Annotated in this window: 18 protein-coding genes and 1 riboswitch; of the genes, 16 read left to right on the forward strand and 2 right to left on the reverse strand. The window is 49.0% G+C overall.

The window, feature by feature from the left end:
• Positions 1–69 precede the first annotated feature (69 nt).
• Positions 70–390, forward strand: a complete 321-nt coding sequence (locus tag AC5YBX_RS00335; protein ID WP_475516893.1) for a DUF4870 domain-containing protein — start codon at positions 70–72, stop codon at positions 388–390.
• Between the two features lie 95 nt (positions 391–485).
• Here AC5YBX_RS00335 and AC5YBX_RS00340 read toward each other — a convergent pair whose 3' ends face one another.
• Together AC5YBX_RS00340 and AC5YBX_RS00345 are read right to left on the reverse strand one after the other, a co-directional pair.
• Positions 486–2,402, reverse strand: coding sequence for a methyl-accepting chemotaxis protein (locus tag AC5YBX_RS00340; protein ID WP_494524208.1), 1,917 nt, complete (start codon positions 2,400–2,402; stop codon positions 486–488).
• 237 nt (positions 2,403–2,639) lie between these two features.
• Positions 2,640–4,289 (reverse strand): electron transfer flavoprotein-ubiquinone oxidoreductase, encoded by a 1,650-nt coding sequence (locus AC5YBX_RS00345; protein WP_494520390.1) that lies wholly within the window; start codon positions 4,287–4,289, stop codon positions 2,640–2,642.
• Between the two features lie 229 nt (positions 4,290–4,518).
• Positions 4,519–4,652, forward strand: a riboswitch (molybdenum cofactor riboswitch).
• Here AC5YBX_RS00345 and moaA point away from each other — a divergent pair.
• The 15 genes from moaA to AC5YBX_RS00420 all read left to right on the forward strand — a co-directional run bounded on the left by moaA (position 4,640) and on the right by AC5YBX_RS00420 (position 14,026).
• Entirely contained in the window at positions 4,640–5,620 is a 981-nt protein-coding gene (gene moaA, locus AC5YBX_RS00350) for a GTP 3',8-cyclase MoaA (RefSeq protein ID WP_494520389.1), read from the forward strand. (Overlaps the previous riboswitch by 13 nt.)
• Before the next feature lie 110 nt (positions 5,621–5,730).
• On the forward strand, positions 5,731–6,261 hold the full coding sequence (moaB, locus tag AC5YBX_RS00355) for a molybdenum cofactor biosynthesis protein B (protein ID WP_494520388.1): 531 nt from the start codon (positions 5,731–5,733) through the stop codon (positions 6,259–6,261).
• Positions 6,254–6,730, forward strand: coding sequence for a cyclic pyranopterin monophosphate synthase MoaC (gene moaC, locus AC5YBX_RS00360; protein ID WP_110458727.1), 477 nt, complete (start codon positions 6,254–6,256; stop codon positions 6,728–6,730). The genes moaB and moaC overlap by 8 nt, the downstream gene beginning before the upstream one ends.
• A gap of 28 nt (positions 6,731–6,758) precedes the next feature.
• The gene (gene moaD, locus AC5YBX_RS00365) at positions 6,759–7,010 is read left to right on the forward strand and encodes a molybdopterin synthase sulfur carrier subunit (RefSeq protein WP_494520387.1); all 252 of its coding nucleotides are present in this window, start codon (positions 6,759–6,761) and stop codon (positions 7,008–7,010) included.
• A 1-nt stretch (position 7,011) separates the two neighbouring features.
• Positions 7,012–7,479 (forward strand): molybdopterin synthase catalytic subunit MoaE, encoded by a 468-nt coding sequence (gene moaE, locus AC5YBX_RS00370; protein ID WP_162599231.1) that lies wholly within the window; start codon positions 7,012–7,014, stop codon positions 7,477–7,479.
• Between the two features lie 90 nt (positions 7,480–7,569).
• Positions 7,570–8,322 (forward strand): molybdate ABC transporter substrate-binding protein, encoded by a 753-nt coding sequence (modA, locus tag AC5YBX_RS00375; RefSeq protein ID WP_494521555.1) that lies wholly within the window; start codon positions 7,570–7,572, stop codon positions 8,320–8,322.
• 3 nt (positions 8,323–8,325) lie between these two features.
• Entirely contained in the window at positions 8,326–9,006 is a 681-nt protein-coding gene (gene modB, locus AC5YBX_RS00380; protein WP_475515463.1) for a molybdate ABC transporter permease subunit, read from the forward strand.
• Positions 8,987–10,105 (forward strand): ABC transporter ATP-binding protein, encoded by a 1,119-nt coding sequence (locus AC5YBX_RS00385; protein WP_494520386.1) that lies wholly within the window; start codon positions 8,987–8,989, stop codon positions 10,103–10,105. The genes modB and AC5YBX_RS00385 overlap by 20 nt, the downstream gene beginning before the upstream one ends.
• 108 nt (positions 10,106–10,213) lie before the next feature.
• On the forward strand, positions 10,214–10,423 hold the full coding sequence (locus AC5YBX_RS00390; RefSeq protein ID WP_494520385.1) for a hypothetical protein: 210 nt from the start codon (positions 10,214–10,216) through the stop codon (positions 10,421–10,423).
• 8 nt (positions 10,424–10,431) lie between these two features.
• Positions 10,432–10,560, forward strand: a complete 129-nt coding sequence (locus AC5YBX_RS00395) for a hypothetical protein (RefSeq protein WP_494524781.1) — start codon at positions 10,432–10,434, stop codon at positions 10,558–10,560.
• A gap of 62 nt (positions 10,561–10,622) precedes the next feature.
• The gene (locus AC5YBX_RS00400; protein ID WP_494520384.1) at positions 10,623–11,159 is read left to right on the forward strand and encodes a PepSY domain-containing protein; all 537 of its coding nucleotides are present in this window, start codon (positions 10,623–10,625) and stop codon (positions 11,157–11,159) included.
• Positions 11,160–11,163: 4 nt separating this feature from the next.
• The gene (locus AC5YBX_RS00405) at positions 11,164–11,841 is read left to right on the forward strand and encodes a response regulator transcription factor (RefSeq protein ID WP_475515467.1); all 678 of its coding nucleotides are present in this window, start codon (positions 11,164–11,166) and stop codon (positions 11,839–11,841) included.
• Positions 11,842–11,890: 49 nt separating this feature from the next.
• The gene (locus AC5YBX_RS00410; RefSeq protein WP_494520383.1) at positions 11,891–13,150 is read left to right on the forward strand and encodes a sensor histidine kinase; all 1,260 of its coding nucleotides are present in this window, start codon (positions 11,891–11,893) and stop codon (positions 13,148–13,150) included.
• Between the two features lie 15 nt (positions 13,151–13,165).
• Positions 13,166–13,840, forward strand: coding sequence for a TIGR01621 family pseudouridine synthase (locus AC5YBX_RS00415; RefSeq protein ID WP_494520382.1), 675 nt, complete (start codon positions 13,166–13,168; stop codon positions 13,838–13,840).
• A 21-nt stretch (positions 13,841–13,861) separates the two neighbouring features.
• The gene (locus AC5YBX_RS00420) at positions 13,862–14,026 is read left to right on the forward strand and encodes a YqaE/Pmp3 family membrane protein (RefSeq protein WP_494520381.1); all 165 of its coding nucleotides are present in this window, start codon (positions 13,862–13,864) and stop codon (positions 14,024–14,026) included.
• Positions 14,027–14,047 lie beyond the last annotated feature (21 nt).

Genomic DNA, 14,047 nt, shown 5'->3' on the forward strand with positions numbered 1-14,047 from the left:
AATAAATGATGTATTACCAAGGAGAGAGTCGTGACTGAATACGAGGCATTGTCCAGAGATGATAAAAATATGGCGGTAGCAGTACATCTTGCCAGCTTCTCCGGTTATCTCATCCCGCTGGGGTCGATATTAGGCCCCTTGATTGTATGGCTGATGAAGCGCGACGAGATTGCGTTTGTCGACCACTGTGGCCGTAACTGTTTAAATTTTAAGATCAGTATGATTATCTATGCGGTGATCTGCTTTATTCTGATGTTTATCGGCATTGGTTTTATTTTGTTTGGCGTACTGGCGATTTTCGATATTGTGGTCACCATTATTGCGGCGATGAAGGCCAGTGAGGGGATCTGTTATCGTTATCCCTTAGCGATCCCTTTTTTTAAGCCATAGGCGCCTTGTTAGCGGTTAAGCCCTTGTAGACCTCTAAATATAAGTTGCAATAAAAAGCCCGCGAATGCGGGCTTGTTATTTTTTTACTCAGGGTTTTACACTTTAAAGCCCGCGACTAAAGTGTCTAAGCGTAAGGCCAGTTGATTAAGCGATTGGCTGGCTTGCGCGACGGCATTGGACGTTTCCGTCGTGCGCTGGGTGATCTCACTGATCTCGGTGACATTGCGATTAATGTCTTCCACCACGGTCGATTGCTCTTCAGTTGCAGCAGCCACTTGGATATTCATGTCGCTGATGGCACCAATCTGTTGGCTTATCTCGACTAATGAATGGCGCGCCTTATCAACGGCCTGCACCCCTTGTTCGCTGCGACTTTTGCTTTGCTGCATCGCAGCGACAGCTCGGGCTGCTTCGGCTTGCAAGTTATCAATCATTTTTTGTACTTCATCGGTTGATACCGCGGTGCGAGAGGCGAGATTACGTACCTCTTCGGCGACCACGGCAAAGCCTCGGCCAGCTTCACCGGCACGCGCCGCTTCGATAGCAGCGTTTAATGCCAGTAAATTGGTTTGGTCAGACACGGCGCGGATCACATCTAAAATACTGCCGATAGAAGTGGTGTGGTTGGCGAGAGATTCAATAACATTGCCCACTTGTTCAACATCCTGCGACAGGGCGTTGATGGTATCGCGTGCATCACCTGCAACATCTTGGCCCGATTTAGACTCTCGATCGGCCTCTTTTGCACTGTCGGCTGCTTGCGCTGCGTTGCCAGCAATTTCGTGAACCGTAGCGCCCATTTGATTAATCGCGGTCACCACCATCATGGTTTGATCTTTCTGTAGCAGGCTGTCATCTAAAGTTTGCTGGGCTTGTTCGGCCACCTCTTTAGCCGCGTGGCTTAACTGTACACTGGTGTCGGTAACTTCGATAATAGATCGTTGAATTTTTTCGATAAAACTATTAAACCCTTGCGCCAGTTGGGCCAGTTCATCATTGCCATCAACGGGCAGACGTTGGCGTAAATCGCCTTCGCCTTGGCCAATATCTTGGAGCATGTTAGCGACTTTGGCGATAGGTTGGCTGACAGAGCTTGCGACGATCACGGCCAAACCAATAAAGGCGGCGGCGATCAGTACGGTCCACATTAAAATTTGGTAGGCGGACTCTTCTAATAAGGCAAACACTTCACTTTCGGGCACTTGAGCGATTACATACCAATCCATCGAGGTTAAATAACTGCTGGCAACTAATACTGACTCGCCGTCTATTTCGGTTCTGATCAGCTTAAATTCGCTTTTAGATAATAGAGATTGAGTATCACTTTGCGGATAGAGAGAGGCGACATTGGCCTTGCCAATTTGGCTGGTATCTTGGTGCAGCTGTACCTGACCTTTAGCGTCAACAAGGTAGACAAATCCGCTCTGTTCTATGGTGAATGAGCCGAGTAGGCGCACCATATCGTCTAGGGATTTCCCCAGCCCCACTAAACCTCTGTCATTGGGTTGCTGGTAGTTGATAAACAGTTTGACCTCGCCATTGGCCTCGGTAAATACGTTGAGCATGCGCTCTTGACGACTGTCTCTATAGTCGAAGAACCAGCCATCTTGCTCTGGGCTTAGGACGCGTAAAAAACCGTCTTGGGTATAATAGGCGCCGGTTTCGCGGTCAGCATAAGAGGTTTGAGCTAGCTGATATTGCTGCTGCATACTCTTGAGCTGCTCGATGACAATCGCTTCGCTTTCAGCAGGACGTCCGGCGACCAGCCACTGTTTCAACATTTTGCTACTGGCGAGTTGCTCGGCGGCCTCCAGCAGAATAGCGATATCCATTTCAATTTTATTGCGGATCGCAAACAGGGTGTTGGGCAGTTCAGAGGTCAGCATGCGTTGCTCGACCACATCTTTGGCACTGCGTTGACTGAGCACACCGACGAGGGCGGTTGATAACAACACGGCCAAGGCGACGGTGAGTAAGATTTTTTGTTTAATGGTTAGCATATTAAGCGTCATAGCGGTCACTCACATCTACAATTGTTAAATAGCGGTAGCTAATTTGATGAGTCAATCTAAGGCCGAGCAAGAATGATCAAACATGCTCAAACATTCGATAGTGTATTGGTAGGATGATGTTAAATGTGCGCTTTAGGTAACGCTTGTAGGTATGGTGAGCGATTATGGTTACTTATTATCACAAGCGCAAGCAAAAACACGCTCATGTGAGCGTGTTTTTATTTACAACTAAGTTGGTTACATATTAGGGTAATTGGGGCCTCCGCCGCCTTCTGGCGTTACCCAGGTGATGTTTTGGCTGGGGTCTTTAATGTCGCAGGTTTTACAATGGATGCAGTTTTGAGCATTGATCATAAATTTCTTTTCGCCCGCTTCTTCAACGATTTCATATACCCCGGCGGGGCAGTAACGCTGGGCGGGTTCATCAAATTTTACTAGGTTAACCTGCAGTGGAATACTCTCGTCTGTTAAACGCAGGTGACAGCGTTGATCTTCTTCATGATAGGTGTTTGACAAGTACACCGAAGAGAGCTTGTCGAAGCTGAGCTTACCGTCAGGCTTAGGGTAATCAATTTTATTGTAGGCACCCACTTCGGCCATTTGAGCGTGATCAGGATGCTCGTCGCGCAGCGTGATAGGGAACTTGCCGCCAAACCAGTTTTGGTCAATATAGTTAAATGCGCCACCAAGGTAAGCGCCAAATTTGTGCATTGCAGGGCCAAAGTTACGTGAGGTATAGAGCTCCTCTTGCAGCCAGCTTTGTTCAAATTTTTCTTGGTAACAGTCGAGATCTTTGCCACCGTCTACCCCGGCATGTAATGCATGACAGATGGTCTCAGCAGCAATCATGCCACTCTTCATGGCAGTGTGGGTGCCTTTGATCTTGGCAAAGTTAAGGGTGCCGGCATCACAGCCGATGATCAGTCCGCCAGGAAAGCTCATTTTGGGCAGTGAATTTAGTCCGCCCTTGGTAATGGCGCGTGCGCCATAGCTGATACGTTCACCATTTTGCAAATATTGACTGATCACTGGATGGGTCTTATAACGCTGGAACTCATCAAAAGGACTGAGATGCGGATTTTGATAGTTAAGGTCGATAATTAACCCCACCGCCACTTGATTATCTTCTAAGTGGTATAGGAAACCGCCACCCGATGCACCATCATTGAGCGGCCAACCGCCAGTATGGACCACTTTACCTTGCTGGTGCTGCTCGGCAGGGACTTTCCAGATCTCTTTAAACCCTAGGCCATAGTGCTGTGGCGTCTTGCCATTGTCTAGGTGGTATTTTTCGATCAGTTGTTTACCTAAATGGCCACGGCAACCTTCACTAAAGACGGTGTATTTGGCATGCAGTTCCATACCCGGTTCATAGCTGTCTTTAGGTTGGCCATCAGCGCCAATGCCCATGTCGCCAATGATGATGCCTTTGACGCTGTTGTCGTCATTAAACAGCAGTTCGCTGGCGGGGAAGCCGGGAAAAATCTCAACGCCAAGTGCTTCGGCGCGCTCAGCCAACCACCGGGCAAGGTTGCCGACGCTGATGATGTAGTTCCCCTCATTGTGCATTGTCTTGGGGATTAAGGCATTAGGCATGGCACGCGAAGCGGACTCAGATCCCAACATAAAGAGTTCATCGTGAGTGACTGCAGTATGAAGAGGCGCACCTGTAGTTTTCCAATCACTAAAGAGCTCACCCAGTACCTTAGGTTCAAACACGGCGCCAGATAAAATATGGGCACCGACTTCAGAGCCTTTTTCTACCACGCAGACAGATAACTCTTGGCCACTGTCTTGGGATATCTGCATTAGTCGACACGCTGTGGCTAGGCCTGCAGGCCCAGCCCCAACGATAACAACGTCAAACTCCATCGATTCGCGTTCCATCACTTCACCTCTTTTATTACTTATCCCCCGATTGAAACGGGTGTTTTATTCTTTGCCAACACCTTACCTTAAATTTGCTAGATGGCACAGAGTTTAAGCAGTCAAGATAGACTAATTGATAGCAATTATCTGCGTGAGCGCTGTCACAGAATGTTAACGGTGACAGGGGGGCGGAGTAAAAATGTGGCGTGAAAGGTGTTAACTAGGCAGCAAATCGGCCTATAATTAGCAAACGACGGTTCTCCGAGCTTTCTGTCCTACGTCTATGATATGGACAGTAAGCCGTGGCAATAGTGCCACCGGGGTGAGAAGAGAAATTGACTCACCTCCCCTTACTTGGAAAGGTGATCATGTCTCAACTACAAGACAATTTCGGTCGAAGATTTCACTATTTACGGATGTCAGTCACTGATGTTTGTAATTTCAAATGCACTTACTGCCTCCCCGATGGCTACCGTCCCGATGGTAAGCCTAAGTTTTTAGATCTTAATGAGATTGAAAATCTAGTCGGCGCCTTTGGCGAAGTGGGTACACAAAAAATTCGTATTACGGGTGGCGAGCCCAGCCTGCGTAAAGACTTTAGCGACATTATTCGTATTGTGGCCGATAACGACAATATCTCCACTATTGCCACGACCACCAACGGTTACCGCTTAGAAAAGCACGCAAAGGAATGGTTTGATGCGGGCTTAAGACGCATCAATGTCTCTGTTGATAGCTTAGATCCGCGCATGTTTTATCAGATCACCGGCGAAAACAAGTTCGATGAGGTGATGCGTGGCGTCGATGCGGCATTATCGGCCGGCTTCGAGCGGGTGAAAATTAATGCTGTGCTGCTGAAAGGCCTGAACGACAAAGACTTACCGCGCTTTTTGCACTGGATTAAAAATACGCCTATCGATCTGCGTTTTATCGAATTGATGGAAACTGGCTTAGGGCGTGACTATTTTCAGGCGCATCACCTTGCTGGTGCGGACATTAAAGCTCAGCTAATACAAGACGGCTGGCATTTAGACCGTTCGGCAATTGATGATGGGCCAGCGCAAAACTTCAGCCATAACGACTTTAAAGGCCGTATTGGTTTGATCATGCCTTATGAGAAAAACTTCTGTGCTAACTGTAATCGTCTGCGGGTATCGGCTAAAGGTAAATTGCACTTATGTCTCTTTACCGAACACGGCGTCGATCTTCGAGACTTGCTACAGCAACGTGAGCAGCGCAGCGAGCTTATCGAGCGGTTGCATGGTCAACTGCAGACCAAAAAGCAAACCCATTTTCTTCATGACGGCATCACTGGCGTTACCCAGCATTTAGCATCTATTGGCGGTTAATCGGCTTCTATGACCTAACGCAATACCACGGCGTTAGTGCATAGGTATACTCGGCTGCCAGCCAGATGCTATGGCTGGTTATCGAATCCATTATTGAGTGAAGAGGCGTTATGGGTCATTGTACTACTTCGAAATTTATACCATTAAATATTGCGATCTTAACCCTATCAGATACTCGCGATCTGAGCCGCGATACATCGGGCCAGTTTTTAGCCGATGCGGTTGTCGATGCTGGTCATCGCTTGTTGGATCGTCAGTTGTGTAAAGACGATAAATACCAGATCCGCGCGCAGCTGTCACAATGGATCGCGGCCGGTGACATACAAGTTATCATCACCACAGGTGGGACAGGCTTTACCGAACGTGACAATACTCCTGAAGCCGTGCGCCCACTGTTTGACCGTGATATTGATGGCTTTGGTGAGTTATTTCGCCACATCACTTATAACGAGCTTGGCACCTCGACGGTGCAATCTCGTGCATTAGGCGGTTTTGCCAATAAGACGGCGATTTTTTGTTTGCCAGGCTCAACTGGAGCCTGCCGTACTGGCTGGAACCAGATTATTAAACAACAACTTGACGCCACACATAGGCCTTGTAACTTTGTAATGCATCTCAAAAAGGTAGCGACAGATGAGTAACCAATTCACCCATATTAATGCCGACGGTAATGCCCATATGGTCGATGTGACCGAAAAAGCGGTTACCGAGCGCGAAGCTCGCGCCGAAGCCTTTATCGAAATGGCGCCTGCGACCCTTGAGATGATCATGAGCGGCAGCCACCATAAAGGTGACGTATTTGCTACGGCGCGTATTGCCGGTATTCAAGCGGCGAAGAAAACCTCCGATTTAATTCCACTGTGCCACCCATTGATGCTGACTAAGGTTGAGGTTGAGCTTGAGGCGCAGCCCGAGTTTAATCGAGTGCGTATTACCAGCTTATGTAAGTTATCGGGTAAGACAGGGGTTGAGATGGAAGCCCTTACTGCGGCCTCCGTGGCGGCGTTGACGATTTACGATATGTGTAAAGCGGTGCAAAAAGATATGCTGATTTCGCAGACACGTCTCCTAGAGAAGCGTGGCGGCAAATCGGGTCACTTCAAGGTATAACGGCTACAAGCGTTTAAGGTGTCGATAAATGATAAATGTACTTTTTTTTGCTCAAGTTCGTGAGCTATTGGGTGAAGGTTCGATAAAGGTAGAGGCATCCGATGTGACGCGTACCGCTGAAGGATTGCGGGCGCAGCTGGCGGCCAAAGATGACAAGTGGGCTAAAGTGCTGGCCTCAGATAAGTTGCTGGTAGCCGTTAATCAAACCATTAGCAGCTGGGATTCCCCAGTGGAAGATGGCGATGAAGTGGCCTTCTTTCCTCCAGTGACGGGAGGCTAATATGACAGCGATGTTCGATCGGGTATTGGTGCAGACTGACGATTTTAGCGTGCCACAAGAGTATGCCCGTATTGCCGATGATAATAGCGACGGCGCTGTGGTGACGTTTGTGGGTAAAGTGCGTGATTTTAATGATGGCAGTGCTGTTACCGATCTCACCTTAGAGCATTACCCCGGTATGACAGAGGCCGTGCTGCAACAAATCACTGCACAGGCGCGTGAGCGCTGGCCGCTCAACAAGGTGACCATCATTCACCGCGTGGGGACCATGGCGCTTGGCGAGCAGATAGTGTTTATTGGTGTCACCAGTGCGCACCGTAAGGCCGCGTTCGCCGCCTGTGAGTTTTTAATTGATTTCCTTAAAACTAAGGCGCCATTTTGGAAGCTAGAGGCGGGCGATCAGGGTAAAAATTGGGTCGAAGCCAAAGATGCCGATGAACAAGCGGCGCAGATGTGGCAACAAAAATAGCCGCGATTTAGGCGTATTCTAAGATGGCGTTTTGCTAGCATTGGGGAGAGTAGTGTGAAGAGCTTTATTCGCGCTGTGGCGATATTCATTATGTGTGTCGGCGCATCGCCAAGCTGGGCAAGTGACGTCCCCGCCATCGCTGCGGCGGCCAACATTAAGTTTGCGCTCGATAAAATTGCCGCTAATTTTACCCAAGATACGGGACAGCGAGTGCGTATCTCCTATGGCTCTTCGGGTAATTTAGTGGCGCAGATCCGCCATGGCGCGCCGTTTGAACTGTTTTTATCAGCCGATGATAAATATATTTATCAGTTGCATAAGCTTGGTGTCACCACTAGCGATGGCGTGTTGTATGCCATTGGGCGTCTAGCCTTAGCGGCTCCAAAAACCTCTGCATTAGCGTTAGATCCCCAGCTAGAGGGGTTAAAAAGCATGCTGCAACAAGGCCTGCTACAACGGTTTGCCATCGCCAATCCCGATCATGCGCCCTATGGTGAGCGAGCTCGCGAATACTTTGAGCATCTTGGTATGTGGCAGCAAGTACAATCCCACCTTATATTTGGCGAAAATGTCTCCCAAGCCGCCCAATTTGCCTTGAGTGGCTCCACCGATGGCGGCATTGTGGCGTTATCTTTGGCGATGGCACCCCAATTTCAAGCCGTTGGCCACTATGTGGCGTTGCCCAGTGAATGGCATACGCCGCTCAATCAACGCATGGTATTGACCGAGAAAGCGGGCGATACCGCCAAACTCTTTTATGGTTACTTGCAGCAGGCAAGGTCGCGCTCGGTGTTTACCGACTTTGGTTTTAGTTTGCCTGAACTCACAGCACCGGGAGAGTAACAGATGGATTGGCAGGCGTTAGGCTTATCGATCAAATTGAGCACTGTAACCGTGCTCATACTGATCCCTTTCGCTATCTGGGTAGGGCGCTTGTTGGCCTATCATCAATTTCGCGGCAAATCTTGGGTCGAAGCCTTGATCATGGTGCCTTTGGTGTTACCGCCTACCGTTATCGGCTATTACTTGCTGGTGGGACTTGGCAGTCAGTCTTGGTTAGGCCAGTTGCTACAAAATGTGCTTGGCCAGCAGTTAGTATTCCACTTTTCTGGGTTGGTGGTCGCCTCGGTGTTAGTCAATATTCCGTTTGCTATTCAGCCCATTCAACGTGCCTTTGAGGCAGTACCCGAAGAGGTGCGTGACGCTGCAGCGTGTTGTGGTATGAGTCCGTTTAAAGCGTTAACCAAAATTGAGCTGCCCCTCGTATGGCCTGGTGTGCTGACCGCCTTAGTACTCTGTTTTTCGCATGTATTGGGTGAATTTGGGGTGGTATTGATGATGGGCGGCAACATTGCCGGTGAAACTAAGACCATCGCCATCTCTATTTATGACAGCGTACAAGCCTTCGATTTTGCCAGTGCAGGGCAGATGTCGTTGGTATTACTGCTGTTTGCGGTTACGGCACTAGCGCTGACCACCAGTCTGTCACGCCGCTTAGGAGGCTTAAGTGTCTCAAGACGTCGCTGATCTGTATTGCAGGGTTAATCAAACCCAAGAGATAGTGCTCGATGCCGAGTTTACCTGCCGTGCTGGAGAAGTGTTGGCGGTAGTGGGGCCATCGGGAGGCGGTAAGTCGACGCTACTGCGGATGATCGCCGGATTAGCCAAGCCTCAAGCGGGTGAGATCCGCTACGGTGAGCGTCAGTGGTTTAATAGCCAGCAGGGCGATTACCTTACTCCGCAGCAGCGTCATTTAGGCTATGTGCCGCAACACTTTGGTTTGTTTCCCAATATGACGGCGCTCGAAAATGTGGTGGCGGCGCTCGATCATATCCCCAAGGACGAGCGCGTTACTCGAGCCAAAGATTGGTTAGAGCGAGTCAATTTACATGGCCTGCCTGACCGACTCCCCGCTAATTTGTCGGGTGGCCAGCGTCAACGGGTCGCTTTAGCACGCGCCTTAGCGCGTCAGCCTTCGGTATTGCTGCTTGATGAGCCTTTTTCTGCGGTCGATCGCGAAACCCGCGAGCGCCTGTATCTTGAGTTAGCGAGGCTTAAAGAGCAGTTAGCGATTCCGGTGATTATGGTCACTCATGATCTCAATGAAGCCCTGTTGCTCGCCGATAGCATGATTTTAATCAGCCAAGGCGTGTTGTTACAACAAGGCGCTCCCAGAGACGTACTCACCCGGCCACGTAATGAAGCGGTGGCAAAGCAGATGGGACTGCGCAATGTGTTTGATGCCGAGGTGGTGGCGCAAGAAGAAGCGCGGCAGATCACTTGGTTGAAGTTTGGTGATCACCTCATCGCCAGCAGTTATTTTGACAGCCTAGATATTGGCTCCACGGTGCGTTGGGTGATCCCCAATCAAGGTATTCGGTTTAACTCCATCACCAAAGGACGCCTGTGTCGCAGCTTTAATAAGTTGATTATCACTGTGGAGTCGACCTTGGCGATGGGCGAAACCATGCGCATTGTTGCCAGTATCAAGGGCGTAAAGCATAGCCTTAACGCAGAGGTGCCGTTACATTTGGCGCAAAAGCTTGCCCTAGCCCCTGGGGTTGAGACTGAGGTGGCACTGAAATCAGAGCTTATCCATATCCTAGAAATCTGTGCTGCAGGCTAACTCGCCCTAGTCGATTGTATGATCAATCATTAATCTTTGTTCCATCTCTTTTCCATCATAGGGGCTCTACAATTCGCTTATTGAGATAAGTGCGGTATAGGAGCAAATATGACTAGAAAATTAACGGGTTCATTAATATTAGCTTGTGTATTGACCTTGCCTAGCGTGGTGGCCTATAGCTATGCCAGCCCATCTGCGGTGCAGACGGCAGCAGAAGCGGCTAAGGCTAGACCTGATACTCCCGTTGCGCTCACAGGACACCTGATAAAGAGCCTAGGGGAGGAAAATACCTGTTTAAAGACCAGAGTGGTGAGGTAGAAGTCGAAATCGACAATGCCTTATGGCGTGATATTGAGGTGTTAACCAACACCACTGTTACCCTAAAAGGTGAGGTGGATGATGAATGGCAAGGGGTTGAGATTGCAATTGATGAAATCGATCTCCTAGCAGATTAACGCTAGCCCGCAGCTTGTTGCTGGGGTTAAGATACCGATATTAAACATTTTATGGAGGAGTTATGGCTCGTTGGTTAATCAGCTTAGTGCTGTTATCTAGTGTCAGTGTTGCTGGGTTTGCCAGCGCGAACTCGACAGTTCTGGAGTTACTATCAGATAGCCAGAGTCTGACCCCGCAGCAGATCATTGCGCAAGCGGAGAAAAGCTACCGTGGGATTATCTCAGAATTTGATATCGATGTGGTTAATGGTGAGCTGATCTATGAAGTGAGTATGATCAACACCCAAGCCGATACCGTGACAGAATTTGAATTTTGGGCTAAAGATGGCAAGCTTATTAGGCAGAAAGTGGCAACCTTAGAGGCCGACGATCGTGACGAACTGAAAGCTGTGCGCCTGATGCAGGATATGGATCTGGAGTTTTCACAGTTGCTTAAAACAGCCATGGGCGATAGCACGGCACATATTGTCGAAGCACAACTCGATCATGACTTAGGGATCAGTTACTTAGAGCTTAAATTAATTGATCAATATGGCAAACGTCGCTTGGCGTTTGATATTGAAAATCAGCGGCCTTTGCCCCTACTTAAGTGGGATTAACTTAATGAAAATATTGCTCGTAGAAGATGACGCTACCACCATCGATTATGTGGTGAAAGGCTTTACCGAACAAGGGCACAATATTGAAACCGCAAGCGATGGCCATCAAGGTCTGCTGCTTGCGACGAGTATGCAATACGATCTGATTATTTTAGACCGCATGCTACCCCAGCTTGACGGACTCAAGGTATTAGCCGCGCTACGAGCAACGGGTAATCAAACCCCTGTGCTGATCTTATCGGCCCTTAGCCACGTGGATGAGCGAGTTAAGGGCCTTAGAGCTGGTGGCGACGATTACATGACCAAGCCGTTTGCTTTTTCGGAGCTATTAGTGCGTGCAGAAAAACTGATGCAACGAGGCAACTCGGCGCCTGCGCACACCGAATTAGCCGTCGGCAATTTGGTGATGGAGCTGCTAACGCGTAAAGTGACCTTGGCAGGCCATGAGATCCCGCTGCAACCCAAAGAGTTTCAATTGCTTAAGTACTTGATGGAACATCCTAATCAGGTGATCAGTCGTACCTTGCTGTTTGAAGCGGTATGGGACTATCACTTTGATCCGCGCACTAATGTGATTGATGTGCATATAGCTAAGCTGCGTCGCAAGTTTGAAGAGCTTGGCTTTGGTGAACTAATCGAAACCGTTCGAGGGGCTGGTTATCGCCTACGTCAAGGGCATTAAGCCCTACCAGAGTAGTGCCTGGCGGATCACTATCATCTTTTCGGGCTTAGTGACCCTGATCATTGGCACCTTGCTATTTGGTATGTATCGCCAGCTGATTAACGAGCAAGAGCTGCAAACCAATCAACATTTAGCGGCAGAAAAACAGCGCTATCAACAGATGGCGCTGACGCTCGATAGACGCAGTTTTGCGACTCAAATTCGTACCGCCGACCCCAAAACTGCCCTAGTGGTGTGGCGCAGCTCGCTCGATCTAGTCGGGGCCTTGAGCCTCATGCCCGATGACATGCCTATCTTGCCTGAAACCCGAGAGTTTCCTATTTTGGCGGGAGGGGCAGACAAGCTGCATATTCTAACGGGTGGCTTAGTTATCACCCGTTATGGCCCTGTGTTAATTGCCACGCGAACCGACCAGTTAGCGACCTTAATCGAGCGATTTGTGAACGCGGCGATCACCGCTCTGATGTTGACCATTGTATTAACTTTAGCCTTAGGTTACCTGTTTTCTAAGGCGATCCTACGCCGCTTAGTGCAGTACAATCGTTTAAGCCGCCGTATCGAAAAAGGGGAATACTCGACACGGTTACCCGTGAGTTGGCGTCAAGATGAATTCGACATGCTGGCGGTAAAATTTAATGGCGTATTAGATACTCTAGAGAACAACCTTAACGCGGTGCGAGGGGCTACCGACAATATCGCTCACGATTTGCGCACTCCGCTGTCACATCTGCGCATGGGGATAGAACAGCTGCCCAATAAGTCGGTAGATGAACTCGGTGAAGCCTGCGCAATCTTAACCGAGGAACTCGACGATTGTTTAGCCACCTTCGATGCCATGTTGTCATTAACCCGTATCGAAGAGGGGCAACAAATTCTCGAACTGCAGCCCCTAAGCCTACAAGCCCTGTGTGGCGACTTGTATGAGATGGCAGATGCAATGGCGGAGCTTAACGAGCAAACATTGTCGCTGCAAACCGCTGACGATTATACGGTGATGGGCGATAAATACTTGTTGTTCCAAGCTTTATTTAATCTGGTCGATAACGCGATTAAGTATGCAGGCCAAGGCGCCAGTGTGCAGATAGTGCAGCGTGGAAACCAAGTACAAATTATCGATAATGGCCCGGGTATTCCGCCTGAGGCGACCGAAAAGGTGTTTGATCGCTTAGTACGGCTCGATCCCAGCCGTCACCATAAAGGCACCGGGTTAGGATTATCGCTAGTGAAAGCCATTTTACAGCGTCATAATGCGCGCATTACTCTCAGTGACAATCAACCTGGGTTGATTGTCACCATTGAATTTTCCTAACCTACATAGGTCCACATGTATCAGATCATCGCCGATGAAGCCGATTTTTTAGTGATCGATAAGTCACCCAAGGTGCATTTTCACAGCCAAGATGGTAGCGCGGGCGTGATGGCGCAGATTGAGCAAGATTTAGCAATTAAGCTCTACTCTGTACATCGGCTCGATACCATGACCTCTGGGCTATTGTTGTTTGCTAAAAGCAGCCAAGCCGCGGCCCGTTTTACGGCGATGTTTACCACGCACCAAGTTCAGAAATATTACCTCGCGCTGGCGAAGGGAAAACCCAAGAAGAAGCAGGGCAGCATCATAGGTGATATGGCAAAGTCGCGCCGTAGCATGTATAAATTACTACGTAGCATTGAAAATCCAGCGGTGACGCAGTTTTTTTCGCAGTCAGTTGCCGAAGGGCTGCGGCTCTATTTGCTTAAGCCTTTAAGTGGTAAGACCCACCAATTACGCGTGGCGTTAGCCAGTCTCGGTGTGCCTATTTTAGGGGACGAACTTTATGGTGGTGCGCCCGCGGATAGGGGGTATTTACACGCCTATGGATTACATTTCGAGTGGTCAGGACAAATGTACTCTTACTTAGTGACGCCGACATCGGGTGAGTGGTTTGGTCATGAGGCCATTGAGCGTCAATTACACACATGGGCTGAGCCTGAGTTGTTGGCTTGGCCAAAGCAAAAGTGATGACATAAGGAAGCGGCTAAAATGGATACAAATAAATTATTACTGGTGATTATTGCCATCTTATTGCCCCCGGTTGCGGTATTTTTAAAAAGCGGTGTCGGTAAAGATCTGCTGATCAATATCATTTTATGTTTGCTGTTTTTTGTCCCCGGATTGCTGCATGCACTCTGGGTTGTGACTAAATGATAAGCAGATGATTAAAACAAA

It is taken from the genome of Shewanella sp. 492 (genome assembly GCF_059338445.1).

Excerpts from the sequence above, each read along its gene's own strand:
- AC5YBX_RS00335 (WP_475516893.1), top strand. The coding sequence starts at position 70 with ATGGCGGTAGCAGTACATCTTGCCAGCTTCTCCGGTTATCTCATCCCG.
- AC5YBX_RS00340 (WP_494524208.1), bottom strand. The coding sequence starts at position 2,402 with ATGACGCTTAATATGCTAACCATTAAACAAAAAATCTTACTCACCGTC.
- AC5YBX_RS00345 (WP_494520390.1), bottom strand. The coding sequence starts at position 4,289 with ATGGAACGCGAATCGATGGAGTTTGACGTTGTTATCGTTGGGGCTGGG.
- moaA (WP_494520389.1), top strand. The coding sequence starts at position 4,640 with ATGTCTCAACTACAAGACAATTTCGGTCGAAGATTTCACTATTTACGG.
- moaB (WP_494520388.1), top strand. The coding sequence starts at position 5,731 with ATGGGTCATTGTACTACTTCGAAATTTATACCATTAAATATTGCGATC.
- moaC (WP_110458727.1), top strand. The coding sequence starts at position 6,254 with ATGAGTAACCAATTCACCCATATTAATGCCGACGGTAATGCCCATATG.
- moaD (WP_494520387.1), top strand. The coding sequence starts at position 6,759 with ATGATAAATGTACTTTTTTTTGCTCAAGTTCGTGAGCTATTGGGTGAA.
- moaE (WP_162599231.1), top strand. The coding sequence starts at position 7,012 with ATGACAGCGATGTTCGATCGGGTATTGGTGCAGACTGACGATTTTAGC.
- modA (WP_494521555.1), top strand. The coding sequence starts at position 7,570 with ATGTGTGTCGGCGCATCGCCAAGCTGGGCAAGTGACGTCCCCGCCATC.
- modB (WP_475515463.1), top strand. The coding sequence starts at position 8,326 with ATGGATTGGCAGGCGTTAGGCTTATCGATCAAATTGAGCACTGTAACC.
- AC5YBX_RS00390 (WP_494520385.1), top strand. The coding sequence starts at position 10,214 with ATGACTAGAAAATTAACGGGTTCATTAATATTAGCTTGTGTATTGACC.
- AC5YBX_RS00400 (WP_494520384.1), top strand. The coding sequence starts at position 10,623 with ATGGCTCGTTGGTTAATCAGCTTAGTGCTGTTATCTAGTGTCAGTGTT.
- AC5YBX_RS00405 (WP_475515467.1), top strand. The coding sequence starts at position 11,164 with ATGAAAATATTGCTCGTAGAAGATGACGCTACCACCATCGATTATGTG.
- AC5YBX_RS00415 (WP_494520382.1), top strand. The coding sequence starts at position 13,166 with ATGTATCAGATCATCGCCGATGAAGCCGATTTTTTAGTGATCGATAAG.
- AC5YBX_RS00420 (WP_494520381.1), top strand. The coding sequence starts at position 13,862 with ATGGATACAAATAAATTATTACTGGTGATTATTGCCATCTTATTGCCC.